20 protein-coding genes are annotated in these 24,025 nt (G+C 55.7%); 7 read left to right on the forward strand and 13 right to left on the reverse strand.

The genetic code is table 11. The features are described from left to right. Nucleotides 1–442: 442 nt before the first annotated feature. Nucleotides 443–844: an H-NS family nucleoid-associated regulatory protein gene (locus ACFQW4_RS02110; RefSeq protein ID WP_377723477.1), complete on the forward strand. Its 402-nt coding sequence runs from the start codon at nt 443–445 to the stop codon at nt 842–844. Nucleotides 845–1,052: 208 nt separating this feature from the next. Here ACFQW4_RS02110 and ACFQW4_RS02115 read toward each other — a convergent pair whose 3' ends face one another. From ACFQW4_RS02115 to ACFQW4_RS02125, 3 genes are read right to left on the reverse strand one after another with little or no spacing between them, the layout of a single operon-like run. Then, complete coding sequence (locus ACFQW4_RS02115) at nt 1,053–2,252, reverse strand: aminotransferase class I/II-fold pyridoxal phosphate-dependent enzyme (protein WP_271460318.1); 1,200 nt, start codon at nt 2,250–2,252, stop codon at nt 1,053–1,055. Nucleotides 2,253–2,270: 18 nt separating this feature from the next. Beyond that, the gene (locus ACFQW4_RS02120; protein WP_101761353.1) at nt 2,271–3,572 is read right to left on the reverse strand and encodes an LLM class flavin-dependent oxidoreductase; all 1,302 of its coding nucleotides are present in this window, start codon (nt 3,570–3,572) and stop codon (nt 2,271–2,273) included. 33 nt (nt 3,573–3,605) lie between these two features. Continuing rightward, complete coding sequence (locus tag ACFQW4_RS02125; RefSeq protein ID WP_377723480.1) at nt 3,606–4,676, reverse strand: iron-containing alcohol dehydrogenase family protein; 1,071 nt, start codon at nt 4,674–4,676, stop codon at nt 3,606–3,608. A gap of 334 nt (nt 4,677–5,010) precedes the next feature. On the opposite strand from ACFQW4_RS02125, the gene ACFQW4_RS02130 reads away from it, so the two are divergent. Genes ACFQW4_RS02130 through ACFQW4_RS02140 form a run of 3 tightly spaced genes read left to right on the forward strand, consistent with a single transcriptional unit; the run spans nt 5,011 to nt 8,008 of the window. After that, a complete protein-coding gene (locus ACFQW4_RS02130) occupies nt 5,011–5,556 on the forward strand; it encodes a GNAT family N-acetyltransferase (protein ID WP_192235087.1) in 546 nt (181 codons plus the stop codon). Continuing rightward, complete coding sequence (locus ACFQW4_RS02135) at nt 5,553–6,695, forward strand: amidohydrolase (protein ID WP_377723483.1); 1,143 nt, start codon at nt 5,553–5,555, stop codon at nt 6,693–6,695. The genes ACFQW4_RS02130 and ACFQW4_RS02135 overlap by 4 nt, the downstream gene beginning before the upstream one ends. Next, the gene (locus ACFQW4_RS02140; RefSeq protein ID WP_377723485.1) at nt 6,695–8,008 is read left to right on the forward strand and encodes an MmgE/PrpD family protein; all 1,314 of its coding nucleotides are present in this window, start codon (nt 6,695–6,697) and stop codon (nt 8,006–8,008) included. The genes ACFQW4_RS02135 and ACFQW4_RS02140 overlap by 1 nt, the downstream gene beginning before the upstream one ends. Here the strand turns inward: ACFQW4_RS02140 and ACFQW4_RS02145 are convergent. Together ACFQW4_RS02145 and ACFQW4_RS02150 are read right to left on the reverse strand one after the other, a co-directional pair. Further along, on the reverse strand, nt 8,005–8,229 hold the full coding sequence (locus ACFQW4_RS02145; RefSeq protein WP_007890034.1) for a hypothetical protein: 225 nt from the start codon (nt 8,227–8,229) through the stop codon (nt 8,005–8,007). The two genes, ACFQW4_RS02140 and ACFQW4_RS02145, sit on opposite strands and share 4 nt — an antisense overlap. Before the next feature lie 114 nt (nt 8,230–8,343). Then, complete coding sequence (locus ACFQW4_RS02150; RefSeq protein WP_255421536.1) at nt 8,344–8,466, reverse strand: hypothetical protein; 123 nt, start codon at nt 8,464–8,466, stop codon at nt 8,344–8,346. 329 nt (nt 8,467–8,795) lie between these two features. On the opposite strand from ACFQW4_RS02150, the gene ACFQW4_RS02155 reads away from it, so the two are divergent. After that, nucleotides 8,796–12,506, forward strand: a complete 3,711-nt coding sequence (locus ACFQW4_RS02155; protein ID WP_377723488.1) for an FAD-dependent oxidoreductase — start codon at nt 8,796–8,798, stop codon at nt 12,504–12,506. 98 nt (nt 12,507–12,604) lie between these two features. Here ACFQW4_RS02155 and ACFQW4_RS02160 read toward each other — a convergent pair whose 3' ends face one another. From ACFQW4_RS02160 to ACFQW4_RS02185, 6 genes are all read right to left on the reverse strand, one after another. Continuing rightward, nucleotides 12,605–12,970, reverse strand: coding sequence for a type II toxin-antitoxin system PemK/MazF family toxin (locus ACFQW4_RS02160; RefSeq protein WP_217548016.1), 366 nt, complete (start codon nt 12,968–12,970; stop codon nt 12,605–12,607). Continuing rightward, nucleotides 12,970–13,242, reverse strand: a complete 273-nt coding sequence (locus tag ACFQW4_RS02165; RefSeq protein ID WP_110867195.1) for an antitoxin — start codon at nt 13,240–13,242, stop codon at nt 12,970–12,972. Before ACFQW4_RS02165 ends, ACFQW4_RS02160 begins: the two co-directional genes overlap by 1 nt. Before the next feature lie 87 nt (nt 13,243–13,329). After that, nucleotides 13,330–15,615, reverse strand: coding sequence for a molybdopterin-dependent oxidoreductase (locus ACFQW4_RS02170; protein ID WP_377723490.1), 2,286 nt, complete (start codon nt 15,613–15,615; stop codon nt 13,330–13,332). Between the two features lie 34 nt (nt 15,616–15,649). Beyond that, a complete protein-coding gene (locus tag ACFQW4_RS02175) occupies nt 15,650–16,411 on the reverse strand; it encodes an amino acid ABC transporter ATP-binding protein (RefSeq protein WP_137387006.1) in 762 nt (253 codons plus the stop codon). Continuing rightward, entirely contained in the window at nt 16,404–17,327 is a 924-nt protein-coding gene (locus ACFQW4_RS02180) for an amino acid ABC transporter permease (protein WP_101761346.1), read from the reverse strand. Before ACFQW4_RS02180 ends, ACFQW4_RS02175 begins: the two co-directional genes overlap by 8 nt. Then, nucleotides 17,324–18,220, reverse strand: coding sequence for an ABC transporter substrate-binding protein (locus tag ACFQW4_RS02185; protein ID WP_110867191.1), 897 nt, complete (start codon nt 18,218–18,220; stop codon nt 17,324–17,326). The genes ACFQW4_RS02180 and ACFQW4_RS02185 overlap by 4 nt, the downstream gene beginning before the upstream one ends. Before the next feature lie 659 nt (nt 18,221–18,879). Between ACFQW4_RS02185 and ACFQW4_RS02190 the strand changes: the two genes are divergently transcribed. Then, entirely contained in the window at nt 18,880–21,051 is a 2,172-nt protein-coding gene (locus ACFQW4_RS02190; RefSeq protein WP_377723992.1) for a TonB-dependent siderophore receptor, read from the forward strand. A 39-nt stretch (nt 21,052–21,090) separates the two neighbouring features. Here the strand turns inward: ACFQW4_RS02190 and ACFQW4_RS02195 are convergent, their stop codons facing one another. Then, complete coding sequence (locus ACFQW4_RS02195; protein WP_377723494.1) at nt 21,091–22,005, reverse strand: alpha/beta fold hydrolase; 915 nt, start codon at nt 22,003–22,005, stop codon at nt 21,091–21,093. Nucleotides 22,006–22,174: 169 nt separating this feature from the next. Between ACFQW4_RS02195 and ACFQW4_RS02200 the strand changes: the two genes are divergently transcribed. Further along, nucleotides 22,175–23,092 carry a DMT family transporter gene (locus ACFQW4_RS02200; RefSeq protein WP_312463853.1) on the forward strand — a complete coding sequence of 306 codons (918 nt, stop codon included), beginning with the start codon at nt 22,175–22,177 and terminating at the stop codon, nt 23,090–23,092. A gap of 2 nt (nt 23,093–23,094) precedes the next feature. On the opposite strand, the gene ACFQW4_RS02205 is transcribed toward ACFQW4_RS02200, so the two are convergent. Continuing rightward, entirely contained in the window at nt 23,095–23,982 is an 888-nt protein-coding gene (locus tag ACFQW4_RS02205; RefSeq protein ID WP_222234052.1) for a MurR/RpiR family transcriptional regulator, read from the reverse strand. Between the last annotated feature and the right edge of the window lie 43 nt (nt 23,983–24,025).

Below are 24,025 nucleotides of genomic sequence, written 5' to 3' on the forward strand. Positions count from 1 at the left end.
AAAGCAAATGAGAAATATACGCATTAAGATTTCCAATGCAAGAAATTGTTACCAGTTTACTGACACTTTTACACTTGGTGAAAAGCCTTATTCTTCAACGAGTAATAGTTGACTTACGTTATTTTCAGGAAGGTTCATGGCGGGGCTTTCGGCAACTATGTGAAATTGAACAGATTCTTATGTGTACGGTAACCATTTATGGCGACCTTCACACGCACCGCATACACACGCATATTAAATCACCCACTATTATTCTCCTTACTCTCCCGCATCACGTGAATAAGCCAAATAGCTCGATAAAGCGTCACGGAATATAAAGGAATCTCTGATCACCCGGATATTTTACAGACAATTCTGCCCACGTTTGATTATTTTAATTTGGCAAAAAATCTCGTAGAATGCTTCCCTTTACACCAGTCAAATAAGTAATAAGGATTAATACATGAGCGATGCACTTAAAGCATTGAACAATCTTCGTACGCTGCGTGCCGAGGCGCGTGATATTGACGTCGCAGCATTAGAAGAGATGCTGGAAAAATTCGCCGTGGTCGTCGCAGAGCGCCGTGAAGAAGCGGAAGCAGAAACTGCAGCTCAGCGCGAAAAAGAAGAAAAGCTGGCGCTGTATAAAGAGATGTTGTTGAAAGATGGCATTGATATTAGTGACCTGGCGCAATTAACTACCCAGGAAAGCAAACCCAAGTCGAAACGTGCTCCGCGCCCCGCGAAGTATAAATTCATCGACGAACAGGGGAACGAGAAATTGTGGACCGGCCAGGGCCGTACGCCATCACCGATTAAAGCCGCACTGGAAGCGGGCGGTTCAATGGATGATTTCCTGATTTAATCGGTGACTTGCTGTACAGCGCATGAACAGTAAAAACGCAGCGTAAGTGCTGCGTTTTTTCGTTATTAATTCTGCGCGTTAATCTGTTTGATATACGCTTTTAAAAAGTCGTAAACATAATCCTGGCAAGCGATACCGGATTGCGCATCATACTTGCCGTTAAGTCAGATAATCCCCCGGAAATATCTGACGTCTTTTACTAATAAGCTTATTTCAGAACCGCACAGGCCTGCGCAATTCTGCGGCCCGCTTCACGCACCGTTTCAATGTCGGTGGCAATCGACAAACGGAAATAAGGTGATAATCCGTACGCGCTGCCCGCCACGCCAGAGACACCGCTTTCCAGCAGATAATTCATCACATCCTGCTCGCTTTCGATCTGCTGACCATCGGGACGCGTTTTACCTAATAAACCGGCGCAGCGACAGAAAATAAAGAACGCGCCATCAGGATTAAGCACGTCAATTTCCTGCACCGGCTTTAACAGCGCCATAATCGCATCGCGGCGATCCTGATAAGCCGTGCGTTGCGGCGGCAAAAAGTCGAGTCCACCGTTATACGCCGCCACCGCTGCAGCCTGACTGATCGCGCTGGCACCGGAGCTGTTTTGCGACTGCACCACCACCATCGCGTCGATCAACGCTTTAGGCCCGGCACCGAAACCGATGCGCCAGCCGGTCATGGCGTAGGTTTTCGACACGCCGCCCACCAGCAGAATACGGTCGGCTAAATCCGGCGCAACGTGCAGCAGGCTAATATGTTCACGGCCATCAAACAGAATATGTTCGTAGAGTTCATCCAGCATGATCAGCACATCAGGATGATCGCGCAGCACCGTCGCCAGCGCGGTCAGCTCATCTGCGCTGTACACCATACCAGAAGGATTGCCGGGATTGTTCAGCACCAGCCAGCGGGTTTTGGCGGTGATCGCCTGCGCCAGCTGTTGCGGCTGCAACTTGTATTCCTGCTCCAGCGGACACGCCAGCAGCACCGCTTCGCCGCCGTTGAAACGCACGCTATCCGGGAACGTCGGCCAGTAAGGCACCGGCACAATCACCTCATCGCCCTCATTCAGCGTGGCGGCAAAGGCGTTGAAGATAATCTGCTTGGCACCGTTGGCGATGCAAATCTGCGCCAGCTCATAATCGAGCTGATTTTCATTTTTCAGCTTAGCCAGCACCGCTTTGCGCAGCGGCGTGGTGCCATTGGTCGGCGTGTAGCGCGTCTCACCGGCTTCCATTGCCGCCACCGCCGCCTGGCGAATATGCGCGGGCGTATCAAAATCCGGCTCACCGGTGGTGAGATCGAGAATATCCACGCCCTGCTCTTTCAGCTGGCGCGTCAGTTGACGCGCCGCCGCATTGGCAGAGAGCGACACGGACTGCACACGCTTTGATAAGGTGACCATGTTGAGCTCCTGAAGGGGTTAGACCACCGGCAAGCCGAGGTTTTCACGCAGCGTGGCGAACTCGTAATCGTCACGGAACAGGCCGCGACGGCGCAGTTCAGGGATCACCAGCTCAACAAACAGATCCAGCTGCTCGGACATGATCGCCGGCATAATATTGAAACCATCCGCGCCGCCCTCGTTCATCCACAGCTCGAAATCGTCAGCGATATCTTCGGCGGTACCGACAATCACGCGATGTCCGCGTGAACCAGCAGCCACCGCCGCCAGCTCGCGCAGCGTCAGATTTTCGCGTTTCGCCATATCGGTCATCAGTTTAACGCGGCTCTGGTTGCCCTCGCCCAGAGGCACTTCTGGCACCGGACCATCCAGCGGGAACTGGCTGAGATCCATGCTGAAACGCAGCGACAGCTGACGCAGACCGTTTTCGATGTCCACCAGCGTGTTGAGCTCTTTCCACAGTGCTTTGGCCTCTTCACGCGTGCGGCCCACAATCGGCATCACGCCCGGCATAATCACCACATGATCCGGATTACGACCAGCGGCAATGACCTGATCTTTCTGCGAACGGTAGAAGGTTTGTGCTTCTTCGAGGCTGGCAGCCGCGGTGAAGATCACTTCCGCGGTTTCCGCCGCCAGTTTCTGACCATCGGCGGAGGAACCGGCTTCGATGATCACTGGACGACCCTGCGGCGAACGGGTGATATTCAGCGGACCCTGCACCTGGAAGTGCTCGCCTTCATGGTTAATCGGCTGGATTTTTTCATCAACAAAGTACGCACCGGTCTCTTTGTTCGGCTGCACCGCGCCCTCTTCCCAACCGGCCCACAGCTTGTCAGCCACTTCGAGGAATTCGCGCGCACGCGCATAACGCTCGGCATGGTTTGGCATATCGTTGCGGCTAAAGTTACGCGCTACATCGGTAGAGAACGAGGTCACCACGTTCCATGCCGCGCGACCACGGCTGATGTGATCCAGCGAAGAGAAGCTGCGCGCCATGGTGAACGGATCGCTAAAGGTGGTAGACGCCGTTGCCGCCAGACCGATGCGTTTGGTATTCACCGCCAGCGCCGACAGCATGGTCAGCGGCTCAAGGCGCGCCATGGTCGAGGGCAGACGATACATGCTGGTGGCCAGCGCATCGCCTACGAAGAACAGATCGAATTTACCGGCTTCGGCTTTTTTGGCGATGGTGATCAGCCAGTCGATGTCAGTTGGATCGCCGAGCTTTTCCGTCAGACGCCAGCCGCTGACGTGTTGTCCTACCGGCTGCACGAAAAGGCCTAAACGGATGCGGCGTTGTTGTTTTGAGTTAGCCATTAATTTGTCCTGGTCAATAAAAAGTGGTGCGATTTAAAACGTGTTCTCGGTCGCCAGCAGCGCCTGTTCCAGCGCATCGGCAGAGATGCGGAATGGCAGACGTTCGGCGCTGGCCGCCGGAAATTTAATCTGTTCTGCGATGGTGCGAATCGTCGCCGCGCGGTCACCGGTTAACGGCGCTAAGGTCAGCGGCATGTCGTACGCACGCAGCAGCGTCAGCAGATCGGCATCCGGCACGCCGTCATGCTCAATCAGCGATTGCACCAGCAGGCTGTAACCCACTTTTTCACCGTGCAGCCATTGATGCAGTTCCGGCTGATGCGTCAAACGATTGTGAATGGCGTGAGCAAAACCTGGCGTCGGCAGCACATCGCGCACGCTGTTGGCTAATCCGGCCAACACGATATTGGCATCGATGATTTTCACCAGCTCCGGCGTGACCTGCTGTTGCTGGTTAGCGGCTACCGCCGCCGGGCCCAGCTCGCGATAAAGATCCAGCGCGCGTTTGGCGGTCATCACTTTGAGATCCAGCGCCAGATCGTTGGGATTGTTACGCTGATACGGATAGAACTCATAATATTTTGCCAGCGCATCAACGATGCCGGCCTTCAGGTAACGCACGTCGCTGCGCGCGATAATCTCGCTATCGACCAGTACCAAATCCGGCATTTTGCCCAGCGGCTGGCTGCGCACATGGCCGCCCTGCTCGTTGTAAACAATCGCCACCGGCGACCAGGCAGCGCAAGTCGCGGCAACCGTGGCGAAGTTGATCACCTTGAGATCGGGCAGCTGGCTACCCACCGCTTTTGCCGCATCCAGCACGCGCCCGCCGCCGATCGCAAACAGCAGTTCAGCGCCCTGCCGCTCGACATTGTGCTTCAGGGCTTCAATCGCGGCATCGGTGCATTCACCGGTCAGATACTCTATTTCCCAGCGAATATCATTGGCTTCAAGGCTCTGGGTTAATTCCGGATTAACGGCCTGCCAGGCGCGGGGGGAAGTAAAGACGCGAATATGGGAAGCGTAAGGTTTGATAAATTCACCGGCGCGCGCACGCAAACCGGACTCATGTGCATATGCACGCGGAGATTTGATCGCTAACACGGCGTCACCCTGATTAAGAATAAGGCTATAACGGATTAAATTAAGATAATTCAGAGGGTTAATACAGAATAGTTATAGCGCTATGTATTTTCTGCATACTACGGTAAATAACGATTTAAGCAATGCAAAAGGGGCGATTTCATTTTCACAAATTCGCATTAGCTTAGTTATTTTTCACATATAGCGGGGAATGGCTTTGCTGGTAATCTGAACCCTTATAACAGACGAGCACCTTGCGTAGCGGCGCAATTTATTGCGCGATGAATCGCGCCGCTATGGAAGGTGCCTGTTTTTTGATTCTCCGCCTGATGGCGGTTTTTTCCCGGGGATGTCTATGTCACTTGAATTTCGTCAGGTTAGAGAAGACGAGGTGGAAACCTATCAGGCGCTGATGCATGCCGCGTATGCACCCACGCTGGCGCTCGGCATTAAATTTGATGCCGCCACCGCCGACCTTGCCAAGACACTGCGTCATCTGCAGAGCCACGGTGTTTATGCGCTGTATGCCGATGATGTGATGGTCTCATCCGTTACCGTACGCTATCCGTGGGGACCGCTGCCCGGCCCGTTTGGCCTGCCGCATATCGGCTGGTTTGGCGCGCATCCCGATTATCCCGGCCAGCAATTTGGTCGTCAGGTGCAGGATCGTCTCGAGCAGGAGATCTTGCTGGGCCAGTTACGCGCGCCTGCGGTGTCGCTCGGCACCGCCACCAACCATCCGTGGCTGATCGAGATGTACAAAAAGCGCGGTTTCCAGCTGATGCACACCACCGATCTCGGCAAAGGCCACATCACGCAATATATGAAGAAAGTACTGGATGAAAGCGCCCACGATGCGTGGTTAACACGCCAGGCGGCACAACAAGGAGTAAAAGCATGAGCCAATCTCTCGACACCTTAGGCGAACAGCTGATCGCTTTCCGCCATGAACTGCACCGTTTTCCCGAGCTTTCCAATCAAGAGTTTGAAACCACCGCACGAATTCGTCAGCAATTAGAGCAACACCAGATTCGCGTGCTGGATCTCCCGCTCAAAACCGGTTTAGTGGCGGAAATCGGGGCGGAAAAAGGCCCATTGATGGTGTTACGCTCCGATATTGACGCGCTGCCGATTGAAGAGCAGTCAGTTGTGAGCTTCCGATCTGAACGTCCCGGCGTGATGCACGCCTGCGGCCACGACTTTCACAGTTCGGCGGCGCTGGGGGCAGCGATTCTGCTCAAACAGCAGGAAGATACGCTGCCAGGTCGCGTGCGTATTCTGTTCCAGGCCGCTGAAGAGACCGGCCAAGGCGCGCCCGACGTGATCGCGACCGGCGCGCTGGATGACGCGGTGGCAATCTTCGGCATCCACAACGATCCGTCGCTGCCGCCAGGCGTGATTGGCAGCAAAGCCGGTCCGCTCACCGCAGCGGTCGATCGCTTTGATATCAGCATCACCGGCATGGGTAGCCACGCCGCCAAACCGCATCAGGGTAACGATCCGATTGTGATTGCCGCGCAAATTGTCTCGGCCGCACAAACGTTGATTAGCCGCAATGCCCCATCCGGCGATAACGCGGTGGTCTCGATTACCCAGATTCACAGCGGCAGCACCTGGAACGTGATTCCTGATAGCGCCTGGCTGGAAGGCACGGTGCGCTCCTTCTCGCAGGAAACGCGCGAACGTCTGGAGCAGCGCTTCCGTGAAATCGTGCAAGGTATCGGCGCCGCTTTCGCCGCCGAGGTGAAATTCAACTGGCACGCGGGTCCGCCATCGGTGGTAAATGATGCGCATTGGGCGGATTTTGCCTTGCAGCAGGCCAGCGCCAGCGGCTTTGAGGCGCGCGTGGTGGAAGCCAGCCCAATCGGCGAAGACTTCGCGTTCTATCAGCAACAGCTGCCGGGCGCGTTTATGATGATTGGCACCGGCGAGCCTTACGCGCTGCACCATCCGGCGTTTCGCATCAATGATGATGTGCTGCTGCCGACGTCGCGCTATCTCGCCAATCTGGCGGTCGCAGCGCTGAAGAGCGTGAGCTGATGAGCCTCACTGCCGCGCTGGCTGAGCGCATTGTTCACAGCCAACCGGACGCCGCCGCACGTGATGCGGCGCGCGAAGGGGTTCGTGATTTCCTCGCCGTCAGCTGGCCGGTACTGCAAGGTCAGGTGCCAGACAGCGGATTACCGGCGCTGCGCAGCGTATATGGCGACGGCAGCGCGCGAGCCAACGCCCTGCTGCTCGGATATGCCAGCCACGCGCTGGATTACGATGATTTCCATGCGGATTTTCGCGGGCATCCCAGCGTTGTGATTCTGCCTGCGCTCTTTGCCTGGCAGCAGTTGCAGCCCTCTGAGCTGGATCAGTTTCTTGATGCCTATGCGGTTGGCGTGGAGGTTGCCGGACGTTTAGGTCTCGCCGTCAGCCAGCAGCATTACGCTTTAGGTCATCACAATACCGCGACGCTTGGCACAGTTGCCGCTGCCGCCGCGCTGGCGCGTTTGCTGGCGTTAGATGTGGCTGCCACCGCAACGCTGCTCGGCATCGCCATCACGCAGGCCAGCGGCTTACGCGCGCAGTTTGGTTCGGCGGTAAAGCCGCTGCATGCCGGGTTTGCAGCTGAACGCGCGGTGAGCGCCGCACAGCTGGCGCTGGCAGGCTTTGATGGCAAGCAGGACGGCGTGATTGACGCTTTCATCTCCGCCACCAGCAATGGCCAGGCGCAGCCGGAAAAACTGATTGAGCATTGGGCGCAGCCGTGGCGCATCGTCGCGCCTGGGCTGGAATTCAAACCCTTCCCCACCTGCGCCGGTACGCACAGCGCCGCCGAAGCCACGCGCATTTTGCGCAATCAATGGCTGGCGAGCGGTAAATCACTGGAAAGTTTGCTGGAAAACATTAGCGAAATTAGCGTGGCGTTTCCGCCGGGCGGTGATATTGCGGCATCGGTGCGCGTGCCAACCAACGGCATCGAAGCGCGTTTCAGTCTGGAATATGTGATCGCCGCAATGCTGATGTATGGCGATTTGCGTTTACAGGATTTTGCCGAAGGCGAGTTGAATCAAAAGGTGATGCCGCTGGCAGCAAAGGTGCGTCGTACGCCAGATGAAGGTGCGCCACCGGATGCGATTAACCCGGCGCTGCGTTTTCATCTGGTGACGATTACGCTACGCGATGGCTTGCAGATGCAGCATCACCGCACTCGTCAGCAATCGCTGGCCGATGCGGTGGATGTCGCAGGCAAGCTGCGCGCGGCACTGCAGCAGGAGTCCCCGCTACGTCAGCAACAACTGCTGAACAGCAGCGAGTTGGCTAACAGCGCGCATCTGGCGCAGTTAACCCAACTGCTCGCTTAAAGCGTTTCAACCGGCTCCAGCGCATCCTGAATGGCATCGGCCAGATTTGCAATCTCATTGGCAACCGCCTGCAAATCCCACGATGCCTTTGATCCGCTGGCAGAGGTTGAGGCGCTAACTGACTCTTTTGCCACCGCTAATGCCGCCGCAACCGCAACGGTGCGTTTATGCTGCTCAACCGTGACGCCAATCGGTGGCTGTGTGAAATAGTCGTTGACCATCGTATCTCTCCCTTAAGTGTTAAAAAAATAAATGAATCCTGGAGAGGTATTATGGGGGAATTACAGCAGAGTGCACTCTAAATAGTGAGCCGCCAGCGGCGGCTCGACTGATTTTCAGATTTTAGGTTGCTGATCTTCAGGGAATTCAGTATCGCGGGGTAAATCATCATCTTCGTCAGGTAATGTTTCATCATCACCTGGCAGTGGAATTACATCATCATCTGGACGTTCTGACATACGTACCTCCGTAAACCCGAATTGGGTTAATTAAAGTGTAGTAATGAAATAAATTAAACATCGCCCTTCTTTTCATTATGTGAGTTAAGCGTAAGAAATCGCGCAACAATAATATCTTCATTTCTTTGCACCGCTTCACTTAAATAAGCAAAACTCACGCTGGGCTTATTTTCTTTTCAGCTCAGCCATTTGCGCTAAGCCAAAGCGTGGTTATAATTTGAATTAGGTTGAACAGTCGATTTCCCTGGTTGCCTTAAATGGCGCCCCTATAACACGATTAACTTCTTTTATTTATTGCTATTTCCTGAATGTTATTCCGGGGGAACATCATGTCGCCATTTTCCAGCTTTTGGCAAGCCGGTTATGAGGGAGCGGATCATATCAATCCCTTCGGCGAGCGGCTTTCAATGAATGCTTTGACCGACCATTTATCGCAATACCATAACGATTACGCCGCGCTGCAGCAGTTTGGCATTACCTCCGCCCGCGAAAGTATTGGCTGGCGACTGGCGGAAATGGAACCGCAAACCACGCTCGAAAGTTTAAAAAAACGCATGAATTCGGCGCGCTCCTTTGGCGTGCAAATTAACTGGACCTTTTGCCATTACGGCTGGCCGGATGACTTAACCTTATTTTCCAGCGAATTTGTGCCGCGCTTCGCCGCTTTTTGTCAGCGCATGGCGGGCTTCCTCGCGGAATATTATGAAGACGCCCCCATTTATTCGCCGATGAATGAAATCTCGTTTTTGGCGTGGGGAATTTCTGTCGGCCTGTTTGGTAATAATGCCCATACCGATCCCGATGAGATTAAACGTCAATTGATTCGCGCCACGCTGGCGGGTTGCGCCGCCATTCGCCTTGCAGATCCGCGTGCGCGTTTCCTGCACTGCGACCCGATTATTCACGTGGTGCCGGATGAAGACAGCGATGCGTGTCGGCAGCGCACCCGCGATATCAACGCTTCGCAATATCAGGCGTGGGACATGATCGCCGGTTTGCGCGAGCCGGAACTCGGCGGCAAACCGCACTATCTCGATGTGGTTGGCGCCAATTATTACCACGGCAATCAGTGGCTCACCGGGTCCGGCTGCCGGCTGGAATGGCATCTGGGCGATGCGCGCCGCGTGCCGCTGCATCCGCTGCTGGCGCAGTTAACTGAGCGTTACCAACGGCCCATTTTGCTGGCGGAAACCAGCCACGTCGGCAGCGGACGCGCCGCCTGGATTTCACAAGTAACCGCAGATGTCGCGCAGGCACAGCTGAACGGCTGTGATATCCGCGGCATCTGTCTTTATCCGATTATCGATCGCCCACTTTGGGAAGATCCCGAACACTGGCCACGCAGCGGATTGTGGGATGTCGATCCCAACAAAAAGCGTCTGCTGAACCCGGTTTATGCCGCGTCATTACAGCAATCACAACGATTATTAGCCCGTTTTCAGGGTCTTATCACCGCGGCCAGCAGGCCAGAGGAAAGCGTCATGAAACAATCCGTATTAGTGGTATTCAGTCATTTACGTTGGGGATTTGTCTTTCAACGTCCACAGCATCTGTTATCGCGCCTCGCCCAGTTCCACCGCATTGTGTTTATTGAAGAGCCGATTTATCAGCCCGGTGAAGCCGCGTTACGCCAATATCAGCCCGCCCCAAACGTGACGGTGATCGAACCGCATACCAATGTGGCCGCGCCTGGCTTTCACGATAGCCAAATCGCCGTGCTGCAACCGCTGCTGGCTGAACTGCTTGCTGACGATGAAACGCCGATGGTGTGGTTTTATACGCCGATGGCGCTGCCGCTGCTGGCCTGCTTTACACCGAGCGCGATTATCTATGACTGCATGGATGAGCTCTCCGCCTTTAACCAGGCGCCGCGCCAGCTTCAGCAGCGTGAATCGGCGCTGTTGAGCCGCGCCGATTTGGTGTTCACCGGCGGCACCAGCCTGTATGAAGCGAAGAAACATCGCCATCCGCAGGTTTTCTGCTGCCCAAGCAGCGTCGATGCGGGACATTTTGAACAGGCGCTGGACCGCACTAACAGTCATCCGCTGCAGGAAAACCTGCCAAAACCGCGCCTCGGCTATTACGGCGTAATTGATGAACGCCTCGATTTGACGCTGATTGCCGCGCTGGCCGATGCGCATCCCGACTGGCAGATCGTGATGGTCGGTCCGGTGGTGAAAATTGATGCCGCCAGCCTGCCCCAGCGCAGCAATCTGCACTGGTTCGGCCAGCAACCGTACGCCGCCTTGCCGCACTTTCTCGCCGGCTGGGATCTTTGCCTGATGCCGTTCGCGCTCAATGCTTCGACGCGCTTTATCAGTCCTACCAAAGTTCTGGAGTACATGGCAGCGCAGCTGCCGATTGTCAGCACCGCGATTGCCGATGTGGCGCGACACTATGCCGACGTGGTGAGCATCGCCGACTCGCATCAGAGCTTTGTTCAGGCCTGTGAAGCGGCGCTCAGCATGCCGGTGGAAACCCGCTATCAGCTAGCGAAAAACATGGCGGCACGCGTTGCGGAAACCTCGTGGGATCGCACCGTCGACGAGATGCAGGCGCATATCGTGGCGCTGACCCAACGTCAGATTTCCCATCCCGAAATAGCCGCCGCTCCTCCGCCCGCGCTGGCGCAAAATACCGTTGCGTGCTTGATTTTGGGGGCCGGGCCAACGGGGTTGAGCGCCGGTTATCACTACGGCGCGGGCGCAGTGGTGCTGGAGAAAAATGCCACCGTGGGCGGCTGGTGCCGTTCGGTCGAGGATCAGGGATTCACCTTCGATCACGCCGGCCACATTATGTTCTCCAACGATCCTTACGTGTTGCGCCTGTACGATATCCTGCTGGGCGACAATCAGCACTGGCAAACGCGTGAAGCCTGGGTTTACAGCCATGATGTTTACACCCGCTATCCGTTTCAGTCGGCGCTGCATGGTTTGCCTGCCGAAGTGATTGGCGAGTGTGTGTTAGGCGCGATTGAAGCGCGCTATGCGTCGCCTCCCGCTTTACAGGCGGTGGCCACCGAGGCGCGGCGTGATTGCTGCGCCGATGGCGCCATCCCGGATGGTGAAAGCCTGGTTTGTCAGCCGGAGAGCGAAGATTTCGAAAGCTTTATTTTCCGTACCTGGGGCAAAGGCATCGCCCGCCATTTCGCCCTGCCGTATAACCAGAAACTGTGGAAAACACCGCTGGTGAATATGGAAACCTCATGGCTCGGCGGACGTGTGCCGCTGCCCGATTTGGAGCAGATCATCTCCGGCGCGCTGGCGCCGCTGGATAAGCCGGTCGGCCCCAATGCGCGCTTTGGCTATCCGCTGCGCGGCGGTTTTCAGGCGCTGATGGAGGGATTTCTGCCACATCTGGACTGCACGCTGGAGATGGAAGCGGGCGTCAGCGAAATTCAGCCGTTGCAACGGCGCGTGCTGTTAAGTGATGGCCGACAGTTTCATTATGACCAGATGATCAGCACCTTGCCGCTGCCAGAACTGGTGCGATTGATGGGCAGCTTTGCACCAGAAGCGGTGCAGAAAGCGGCGAGGCAACTGCGTCATATCTCGGTGCGCTGCGTCAATCTGGGCATTGGCCGCGCCAATATCAGCGACAAACACTGGATTTACTATCCCGGCAACACGCTGTTCCACCGCATCTTTTTACAGGGCAACGCCAGCCCGCACTGCAATCCAGAAGGCGGTTTTGGCCTGACCTGCGAAATGACCTATCGCGACGATCAGCCGCTTCCTTGCGAAGGCGATGCGTTGATTGAACGCTGCATTGCGGATTGTATTCGGGTCGGCATCATCAATGCCGATGATGAGATCGTTACCGCCAGCGAAGTGGATATGCCGTACGCTTATGTGGTGTACGACCATCAACGCACCGCCAACGTCACGCTGATTCGTAGCTGGCTGGCGACGCAAGGCATCCATCTTTCCGGGCGCTACAGCGAGTGGGAATATTACAACTCGGACCACGCGTTCCTTGCCGGTAAACGTGCAGCGGAAACGGTGAAAGATTTGACCCATAACCGGAAAACCACGGCGTGAGATGAAAAAGCTAGTCAGTTAGGGTGAACGGGGCGGCATTCATGAATGGCGTCCCTACGATTGTCATCGTGATTTTCGTAGGGTGCGCATTCAGCTTTTTAACGCGGATCAATCAAATCCACTACCATCGACAGGATTTCATCCATGACGTGCGATTCAACTTTCGCGGCGAAACTTGCCTTCCGCGCGGTCAGGTCAAGAGAACGAAGTTGGTAGCACAACGCTACGCCAGTTACGCTGCCGGTATCCGTGCTGCTGCCATCCAGATACACCGCAACAGCACTCGAGCGTGATGCGCCGCCACCGCTGGTTACCGGAATGCAAACCGCTGTCCCTAAAGCAGCGACGAGTTCCCGCCGTGAAATCACCAGATAATAATGCGGCCCTTTAAACTCCCTGCCTTCAACGGGATCACCGTTGACGTGCCAGATTTCACCTAACTGCGGAACTCTGCGCGATATCATCAGATAGCCTCCTTGCCCTGCGGTTTATCCTGCAAATCGTCGCTGACGGCTTCATTAAACTGGCGAATCTCTTCCTGATCAATGCCAGCTAACAGTTGGTCCATCGTTTTCCTGCCGCGTGCGAGCCGGTTAACAGGTTTGATGTTGATTGACTCGTCAGTTGCAGTGACATCTAGCTCAATCCCCACATGCCAACCCGCTTTGGTTGCGATGTCACTGGGAATCGTTAGCACTACGGCTCCGCCTTGCTGACGCAGTTTGGTTAAAGCCATACATCCTCCAAAGTGTAACTTTGTCACACTGAGTCTATCACTCGGTGAGACAAAGTCACACTTTGATTTATTGAGATGCGTCTGCTTTTAGGCAGGCGGAATAAACGCCTGTACAGGCGTCACTTCGCCGCGATATTTACGCACCTGCACGACGGTGATTTGTCCGCTGCAACCTTGTGCCAATGAAGACGTGCCGATATCCAGCGTCAACACATTGGGATTACCGTGACGGCACAGCGGACGCAGCGCGGTAGGATCGACCGGATCATACCAGGCGCCGGTCGGCAACTGCACCACGCCGCGCATGATGGTTTCGGTGAGACGCGCACTGGCGAGTACGTGGCCGCGCGCGTTGTAGAGCTCGATAATATCGCCATCATTAATGTCTGACGCCGCCGCATCCGCCGGATGCAAACTGCACACTTCGCGGCCATGGCGTTTGCCGCTCAGGCTGTAATCACCAAAATCGAGCTGGCTGTGCAAACGCGTCGCCGGCTGATTGGCGATCAACCAAAACGGATGATCGGGATTCGGTTTTTGCTGCGGTTCACGCCACACCGGATGTCCCGGACAGTTTTCGTAGTTAAAGCTGGCGATGGTGGCAGAGAAAATTTCAATTTTCCCGCTCGGCGTCGGCAGCGGCGACGCTTCCGGGTCGGCGCGGAACGCGTTGATCATACGACCGCCGTCTTTCAGCTGCGGCAACTCCAGCACGCCTTGTTGCCAAAACTTCTCGAAGTCGGGGATCTCAACCTGATGCGCCGCCAGCTTTTGCTGCAGCTGGGCGTAATGATGCTGCAACCAGCCGCGCGTATCGCGCCCTTCGGTGAAGGCCTCTTCGCGGCCTAAACGGCGCGCCAGCTCGGTGAAAATCGCGTAATCATCTTTGGCTTCACCGAAAGGTTGCGCCACCGGTTGCATGGCAAACAAGTGGCGATCGGTGGGTGCGCCGCCAATGTCTTCGCGCTCCAGCGTCATGGTGGCGGGCAAAACGATATCGGCATGGCGCGCGCTGGCGGTCCAGGCGATCTCATGCACGATCAGCGTATCCAGCTGACAAAAAGCCTGACGCAAGCGCGCGAGATCCTGATGATGATGGAACGGATTGCCGCCGGCCCAATATGCCAGACGGATGTGCGGATAGGTTAAACGGCGGCCATTGTAATCAAACGGCTTGCCGGGATTGAGCAGCATATCGGAGATACGCGCCACCGGAATCAGACGATCGATACCGTTTTTACCCTGCGGTAGCGCCGGAAAACTCACCAGATTGTGATGCTTACCGTAATGGCCCAGCGCACCCAGCGCATAGGTGTAGCCGCCGCCCGGCAAGCCCGGCTGACCAAGTGCGGCCGCCAGCACCAATCCCAGCCACACCGGCTGTTCGCCGTTTTCGGCGCGCTGCAAGGCATGCGCCACCGTCACCAGCACGCGTTTGCCTTGCAGCTGGCGAGCAAAATCGCTGATGAACGCAGCACTCACGCCGCAAATTTCTGCTGCCCACGCCGCATCGCGCGGCGTGCCATCCTCTTCGCCACGAATGTAGGCCGCCATTTCTGGCCAGCCCACGGTGTAGCGCGCGAGGAAAGCCTCATCGGTCAGCTGTTCAGCGATCAATACCGATAACACGCCGAGGATGAAGGCCGCGTCAGTGCCCGGACGCAGCGCCAGCCATTCGCCCTGCGCTTCTTCAGGGAGATCGCTTTGCAGCGGGCTGACCGAGATAAAGCGAGTGCCGCGCTCAGCCGCCTGCTGCATAAAGCCGCGCTCGGTGTGTTCGCTCAAACCGCCGCTGGCGACCTGCGAGTTTTTCAGCGCCAAACCGCCAAATGCCAACACGATTTCGCTGTGCTGAGCGATCTCTTCCCAACTGACGCCGCGACGGGCAATTTCATTCATGTCGCCAACGATATGCGGCAGCAACACCGACGCGGAGCCGGAACTGTAGCTGTTGACTGAACGCACGTAGCCGCCGAGCGTGGTGTTGAGGAAGCGATGCACCTGACTTTGTGCGTGATGGAAGCGGCCAGCGCTTGACCAGCCGTAAGAGCCGCCGAAGATGCCTTCCGGGCCGTACTTATCGCCGACGCGTTGCAGTTCGCGCGTGACCAGCGCGTAGGCTTCATCCCAGCTCACCGCCACGTACTCATCATTGCCACGACGATCGTCCGCGCCCGGGCCGTTCTCCAGCCAGCCACGGCGCACCATCGGACGGGATACGCGCGCCGGATGGTTTAACGCAGTGTGGAAATTTTGCAGCAGCGGGCTGGGATCGGGATCGCCCTTGAACGGTTCGATGGTGAGCCGATCGCCCTGTTGCTGGGCATGAAAAGCGCCCCAATGGGCGCTGTGCATTACCGGTTTTTGCGTCATCACTGTTCCTGGCATCAAAAAAGAAAAACGGTGCCTAAAGCACCGTTGCAATAAAGTTTCTTACGCGCCCGTTTTCCGGGTCGTCAAGCACTTGCTGGGTTGGCCCCGCCGCCACGATTTTGCCGCTTTCCATAAACACAATGTTGTCAGCAACCTCGCGCGCAAAACCAATCTCATGCGTCACCACCACCATGGTAATGCCGGAGTGCGCCAGCTGTTTGATCACTTGCAGCACTTCGCCAACCAGTTCGGGATCGAGCGCTGAAGTGGGTTCATCAAACAGCATTACGCCGGGATCCATCGCCAGCGCGCGGGCAATCGCCACACGTTGCTGCTGTCCTCCGGAGAGATTCTGCGGCCACTCATCTTCGCGGCCAGACAAACCCACTTGCTTCAGCAGCGACAGCGCTTTGCTGGTCGCCTGCTGACGACTCTGCTTCTTGACGCGCATCGGCGCATCGACGATGTTTTGCAACACGGTACGGTGAGGGAACAGGTTGAATTGCTGGAACACCATGCCGATTTCGGCACGCTGACGCGCAACTTCACCGCTGCTTAACTCGTGCAGCGCCTGGCCTTTCTGCTTGTAGCCGATGATCTCGCCGCCGATGCGAATGGTGCCGCCATCCAGTTTTTCCAGGTGGTTTATGCAGCGCAGCAGCGTGGATTTCCCCGAACCCGACGGCCCAAGGATTACCGTGACTGAACCGGCGGGAATATCCAGATTCACTTCATCCAGAATGGTGACGCCAGAGAAGCGCTTAGTGACTTTACGTAAGGCGATCGCTTCACCCATTGCTGACGCTCCTTTCTGCTTTTGGCGCTGAGAAGCCCGGCAGCGATTTCAACAGGCTGCGTTTTTCCCGGCGGGAAACGCCACGGCCAAAATAGCGTTCCACATAGAACTGACCCACCGACAGCACCGAAGTCATCAGCAGATACCACAAGGTAGCAACCAGCAGCAGCGGAATCACTTCATAGGTGCGCTGGTAAATAATCTGCGCCGAGAACAGCACGTCCTGCAGCGAGATTACTGAGACCACCGCCGTGGTTTTCAGCTGACCAATGATTTCGTTACCAGCGGGCGGCATGATGGCGCGCATCGCCTGCGGCAGCACGGTGTGACGGAAAATCTGCGAAGGACGATAGCCGAGCGCACGCGCGGCTTCCAGCTGGCCGTTGCCGACGCTTTGGATACCCGCACGCACAATTTCGGCGGCATAGGCAGATTGGTGCATCACCAGCGCGATCACTGCCGCACTAAATGGGCTCACCAGCGCGTTCGATTGCGTGCTCCAGACTTCGCCGAGGCCCGGAATCGACAGAGCGATGGTGGGATAAAGCGCCGCGATGTTGTACCACAGGAACAGTTGCACCAACATCGGTACACCACGGAAGAACCAGGTGTAGAACCAGCTCACGCCCACCAGCACCGGATTGGAGGAGAGGCGCATCAGCGCCAGCACCGTACCGAAGGCAAAACCCAGCACCACAGAGATCGCGGTAAGCTGCAGCGTCATTAATACGCCTTGCAGGATCGATTCGCCGGTAAAGTTCTCCGCAATCACGCTCCATTCGAAGCGTGGATTGTTAATCATCGAGTTCGCCATCGCCACCACGCACAACAACACGACCAGCGCACTCAGCCAGCGTCCGTAGTAACGTTTGCCGACGATTTTCAAATCGCCGGTGTGGTCGTGAATGTCACTCATTGAAAGATTTCCTGATTGCGTTTGGCTTGTTTAACAGCACCAAAGCCGATGCCCCAGTTGTCGAGGATCTTGTTGTAGCTGCCATCTTTGATCAGCGAGTTAAGCGCGGCCTGTACGGCGGGCTCCAGCGCGGAATCTTTCGGGAAAGCGACGGAAACGGGTGCGTCATGTACGGTGATCTCACCGCTCATGGTCAGCGGTTTAATCACCTTCACCTGCCACAGCAAACCTTCATACGGGCCGAGGAACATTGGCACGCGACCGCTTACCACCGCCTGCACGCCGGCTGGACGATCCGGGAAGACGGAGACTTTGATTGGCTTTTTACCCGCCGCTTCACAGGCTTTGCTGGCGTCTTCAAGGCGCGTGACCTGGGTGGTACCGGAACCGGCGCCCACTTCTTTACCACAGACATCGGCCAGTTCTTTGAATGGCGCGATGTTGGCATCTTTACGCGAGATAATGCCGAGGCGGCTGGCATCGTAATAACCCACGAAGTCGATGATTTTGGCACGCGCTGGCGTGGCGTTGATATTGGAGAGCGCCACATCGTAACGACCGGTTTTCAGGCCTGGAATGATGTTGTCGAAACCGCCGGTGTCGCGCCACTGAACCTGGATTCCCAGACGCTCGCCCACGGCATTCATGATATCGATTTCACGGCCGGCCAGCGTTTTGTTGTCTTCTTTATAGAAGGTGGTTGGCGGCGTGTTGGGGTTGGTTCCGGCAACAATATAGCCACGTTTCACCACATCCGCAGGCAGCAGGCTTTTCAGAGCAGGATCGGCCTGCACATGGATTGAGCTGTCAGTTGGGACGTTTTCATCGGCGGCGAACGCGGTGTGTGCACTCAGCGCGAGCGCAAGAAGAGTCATGCCTTTGGCGAATTTCACTGGAACCTTTCTCCTGATTTATAAAAAGTTTCCCCACAGGGAAAAGGCGTTGAGGTAGCGATGGTTTTGTCTCCTGACTCACCTCGCGCGAGCGGCGTGCGGTGAGTGGAATTGTCATCCTCATATACCCTAAATAATTCCAGCTGCAACAAGGCGGCAAGTGTGTGAATCCCCGGGAGCTTACTTAAATAAGTGACTGGGGTGAACACGCGTAGCCAACGCAGTTGCGGCTGAAATTATGACGGGTATTTACGTCCCGATTAGCATTCTCTGGAAGATAGATAACAATCACAAATGCGAAAAAAACATATCTATTGCCGAAATATGGCAATAGCCGCAAGCACGGTTGCAAGGCGGGATTTCCGCCCCAGATTTGGCACGTAAGACTCAGCAGAATTCAGAATATGCTAGTGAATCAATAGCCTGCTTATCCAGTAATTATCGACACATTTCTTCTTACTCATAACGGTTTCTTCTAAGCAAATGAGAAATTCCCCTCCTCGCAACTTACACCCCGCAACCGAACAACCTTTGTAAAGGTTTGTATTATCAGGCCTGTTGCCGGCTGGCTGAATAGACAATGAGAACCGTTATCATTATCATGCGCATTTACTTACAATTGTTAACGTTACAGGGAGAAAACTTAAGTGAATGTAACCATGCGTGGCAAAAAGCGTCCAATTGCGCTTTTTTTAGCGGGAATGCTAACGTCGCCTGCCTTTGCAGCTGAAACCACCGAAAAGCTGGCTGACGATGAATCAATGATCGTCACCGCCGAGCAGGAGCTGAAACAGCAACCGGGCGTGTCCACCATCACCGCTGAAGACATCAAAAAAAATCCCCCTGTTAACGATCTCTCCGACATCATTCGCAAAATGCCCGGCGTAAACCTTACCGGTAACGGCGCCAGCGGCAGCCGCGGCAATAACCGGCAAATCGATATCCGTGGCATGGGCCCGGAAAACACCCTGGTGATGATCGATGGCGTGCCGGTTTCCTCTCGTAACTCGGTGCGCTACAGCTGGCGCGGCGAGCGTGATTCACGCGGCGATACCAACTGGGTGCCAGCTGAAATGGTTGAGCGCATTGAAGTGATTCGAGGCCCGGCCGCTGCTCGATACGGTTCTGGCGCGGCGGGCGGCGTGGTGAACATCATTACCAAGCGTCCCACCAACGACTGGCACGGCTCGCTGTCGCTCTATACCAGCCAGCCGGAAAATAGCAAAGAAGGCGATACCCGACGCGCTAACTTCAATCTCAGCGGCCCGCTGGCCGGTGATGCGTTGACCATGCGCCTGTACGGCAACCTCAACCGCACCGATGCCGATGCGTTCGATATCAACACCGCAGAAAACGGTTCATACGCGGCGGGCCGTGAAGGCGTGCGCAACAAAGACATCAATACCGTGCTGTCGTGGAAAATCACGCCGCTGCAAATCATCGACTTCTCCTGGGGCTACAGCCGTCAGGGCAATATTTACGCCGGTGACACGCAGAACAGTAACAGCAACGCCAGCACCGACGGTTTAGTAGAGTCGCTGTACGGTGATGAAACTAACCGCATGTATCGCCAGAGCTACGGCATCGCGCACAACGGTATCTGGGATTGGGGAACCTCGAAGCTCAATTTCAACTACGAGAAAACCAATAACACTCGCCTGCAGGAAGGCACTGCCGGGCGTACTGAAGGAATGATCAACAGCGATACGTACGCCACCAGCCGCCTGGAAAGCTATCGCGCGGGCGGAGAGATCAACTTCCCGCTGCAGCTGCTGGTCGATCAAACCGTGACGCTGGGCGCGGAGTGGAACCGCGACGAGCTGAACGATCCAGCATCAATGCTTGCGGCCAGCGCGAGCGGCGTGAATTTGCCAGGCAGTTCTGGCGATCCATCGCAGCGCAGCAGTAAGAACAGCGCCACCATCAGTTCACTGTTCTTCGAAGACAACATTGCCGCCACCGATAGCACCGAAGTGATTCCTGGCCTGCGCTTTGATTATCACGATCAGTTTGGCGCCAACTGGAGCCCAAGCCTGAACCTCTCACAAGGTCTGGGCGACTATTTCACCCTGAAGGCAGGTATTGCACGGGTGTTTAAAGCGCCAAACCTGTATCAGTCAACACCAGGTTATCTGCTCTCCACGCGCGGCAACGGCTGCCCGATTGGGCTCAGCCAATGTTATCTGCTGGGGAACAACGATCTTGATGCAGAAACCAGCGTCAACAAAGAGATTGGACTGGAGTTCAGCAACCAGGGCTACGTTGCGGGCATCACCTGGTTCCGCAATGACTACAAGAACAAGATTGTGTCGGGCACCGAGCCGGTTTATTCCAGCACTCGCCCGGTTTACAACGTGCTGCGCTGGGAAAACGGCGGCAAAGCGATTGTGGAAGGACTGGAAGGAAATCTGACTATTCCTTTGATCGCCGATACGCTGGAATGGCGCTCCAACGCCACCTACATGTTCCGCTCCGAGAGCAAGAAAACCGGCAATCCGCTGTCGGTGATCCCGGAATTCACCATCAACTCGCAGCTGGAGTGGCAGGCGACGCAGGATCTCAGCGCCAACATCAACTGGACGCAGTATGGCCGCCAGAAACCGCGTCAAAATGTTGAGACCAATATCGATACCTCGAGCATGACGACGCAGGAAATCAGCCCGTATTCGGTGTTTGGTTTGAACGTCAATTACGACATCAGCAAAAACCTGCGCGCCAATGCCGGTATCAATAACCTGTTTGATAAACGCCTTTACCGCGAAAATTCGGGTGCTTCGACCTATAACGAACCGGGCCGCGCCTATTATGCCGGTGTAACGATGTCGTTTTGATTAAGCGATTTTTAGTCGCCAGACATGGCGACCTGACGTTTAATTAAAAAACTCACCCAACGCCTCTGCCAGCGCCTGCGGTTGCTCATCCGGAATGAAGTGACCGCAGTGCGCGATCTTAATTCCCGTCACATCCGCAGCGAATTCACGCAACGGCAATGCCATATCCGGAATCGAACCCTGATCGGCGCTGATCGCCAGTAACGGCAACGCTAATTTGCCGCGCTCTTTCAGCAACGCACGGTTTTGCGCCGCCGAAACCGTCACTTCACGATAAGTCGCCATTCCGGCGCGTATCGCGCCCTTCTGCTGTAACAAACGGGTATATTCCGCCATATCCTCATCGCCAAACACCATCGGACTGGCCGCTTTGCGTTTCAGGAACCATTCGAGATAGATCGCTTCGCGCCCTTCTATCAGCGCCTCTGGCAAATCCGGTAAGAGATGAAACGCGAAGTGCCAGGTTTTCCACGCTTTATCCGGCGTCGCGGGCAGCGATTCTGGCAACGTCACGCCAGGAATACCGGCATCAAGCAGCGCCAATTTCTTCACCTGATCGCTAAACAGCGTGGCATACGGCCAGGCAACCCACGCGCCGACGTCGTGCGCGGCGAGGTAATAGCTTTCATGACCCAATTGCTGCATCAAGCCCTGTACATTCTGCGCCAGCGATGTGGTGTCGTAGCCGCTGAGCGGTTTATCCGAGTCGCCTTGACCGGGTAAATCCGGCGCGATGATGAAATAGCGATCGCCCAGCAGCGCCATCACATGGCGCCAGGCGAACCAGCTTTGCGGAAATCCCGCCAGCAGCAGCAACGTTTCTCCATTTGCATTGCCGCCGCTGACGTAGTGCAAACGCACGCCGTCTACCGTGGCGTAATGATGGGAAAATCCGTCTAACGCGTTAAATGGCTGCGTCCAGCCCTGTGCGTGTTTGATAACTGATGCTGACATTTTCGCTCTCCGCGCATTTAGGAAATGATCAATTCCTAAATACTACCTGATGATTGCGCTGCCTGGGAATATTTCTGCAAAGCGGTAATCAGTCGCCGTTAATAGCGGCCCGACGGAGCGGGTTATTTGCTATTCTGTGCGCGACTCTTTCTTAACAATTGTGAAACTTATGCGAACATCGGATTTGTTGCGGCTGCTGCTTTTAGCGGGGATTTGGGGTGCCAGTTTTCTGTTTATGCGCATTGCGGTACCGGCGCTGGGCGCGGTGAACACCGCATTTTTACGCGTGTTTTGCGGCATGTTGGGTTTACTGATCATCATGGCGATGATGCGCATTCCACGCCGCTTTGAGGGCAAATTAGGTTGGGCGATGCTGCTGGGCGTTATCAACTCAGCGATTCCGTTCCTGATGTATTGTCTGGCGGCGCGCGTGCTACCGGCGGGCTATTCCGCAATTCTTAACGCCACCACACCGTTGATGGGCGTAATCATTGGTGCGGCGTTTTTCGATGAAAAACTGACGATCACCAAAGTTCTCGGCATGATAGCCGGATTCAGCGGCATCATTGTCATCAGCACCACCGGCGAAGCGCATCTGAGCAGCACTTTAATCGGAGGGATTTTGGCTTGCCTGGTCGCCACCGCCTGTTATGGATTTGCCGGTTTCCTGACCAAGCGCTGGATTGGTGCACGCGGCGGACTGGATGCCACCAAAGTGGCTTTTGGCAGCCAACTGGGTGCATCGCTGTTTTTACTGCCGGTCTTTGCCTTTAGTGCTCCGCAAACGTCCGCCAGCAGCTGGCAAATCCCGGAAGTGTGGGCTTCTATTTTGGCGATTGGGTTTATCTGTACCGCGCTAGCCTACATTATTTATTTCCGTCTGCTGGCCGATATTGGCCCGCTGCGCACGCTGACCGTCACCTTTATGATTCCGCCGTTCGGGATTTTATGGGGCTGGTTAGTGTTGGGCGAGCAGATCAATCAGGGCTTTATCGGCGGTTCGCTGCTGATTGTCTGCGCGGTGTGGCTGGTAACCAGCAACGGCTTTGGCAAACGCGCCGTTGTAAACAGCAGCGCCAGCAAATAGCGTTACTTTTTGCCGGATGGCTTCAGCGATCGATTGAGATCCTGAATACGCTTCATGGTTTTTACCGTACGCGATGAGGTCGCGGAAGCCACCGACAATATCAACATCTCCAGACACACCAACACCGTTCCGTGCAGCGGCATGCGACCATTCTCGCCGCCGCGCGGCACGTTAATAATGACATCCGCCTGTTTAGCGAAAGCCGAATCAAGCGCATTTGTAAGCAAAATCACCGGCATGCCGAGACGCTTCGCCTCTTTCAGCGTGGTCATGCCTTCACGGTGCGCCGACTTCTGCGCCATCATAATCAGCACATCGCCGCGTTGCAGCCCAATCAGCTGTTCCGCCAGCGCAATCCCAGAGCGATTGAGCGTTACCGCCGGAATACCAATGCGCGTGAACAGACGCGCGCTGTAATCCGCCAAAATCCCGGAGGCATTAATGCCAAATAGCGCCACCTGACGCGCGTCAATCAAGTGCGTTACCGCTTTGGCGACGGCTTCACGATTGTGCGGTTCGGACAGCGCATCGCAGGCATGTTTATGGCCGCTCAACACAAAATCGATGCCGGAATTGATATCGCACGACAGTTCGCTGACGGTGGCGCTCATCTTCTCTTCAGAGTTCATCGCCGGTCCAAACCAGGCGTTCAACGTGGTTTTTAAATCGCGCAAACCGGCAAAACCTAATGCCTGCACCGCGCGCACCACTGTCGCATCCGAGGTGTTAGTGGCCCTGGCAATTTCCAGCGCCGTGGCATCCAACACCACCTCGCGATGGTCGTGGATGTAACGCGCCACCGCTTGCAGACCGGATGATAATGTCGGTGCGCGTAACCGATAGCGTTCACCCAGCACATCCACACGACTTTTAATGCTATTTCGACTCATCTGCTGATTGCTCTTTAAAGTGTCAGAGTTTTACTGAAGGTTT

The sequence above is a fragment of the Pantoea sp. GCM10028869 genome (assembly GCF_042666835.1).
GTDB lineage: Bacteria > Pseudomonadota > Gammaproteobacteria > Enterobacterales > Enterobacteriaceae > Pantoea > Pantoea leporis.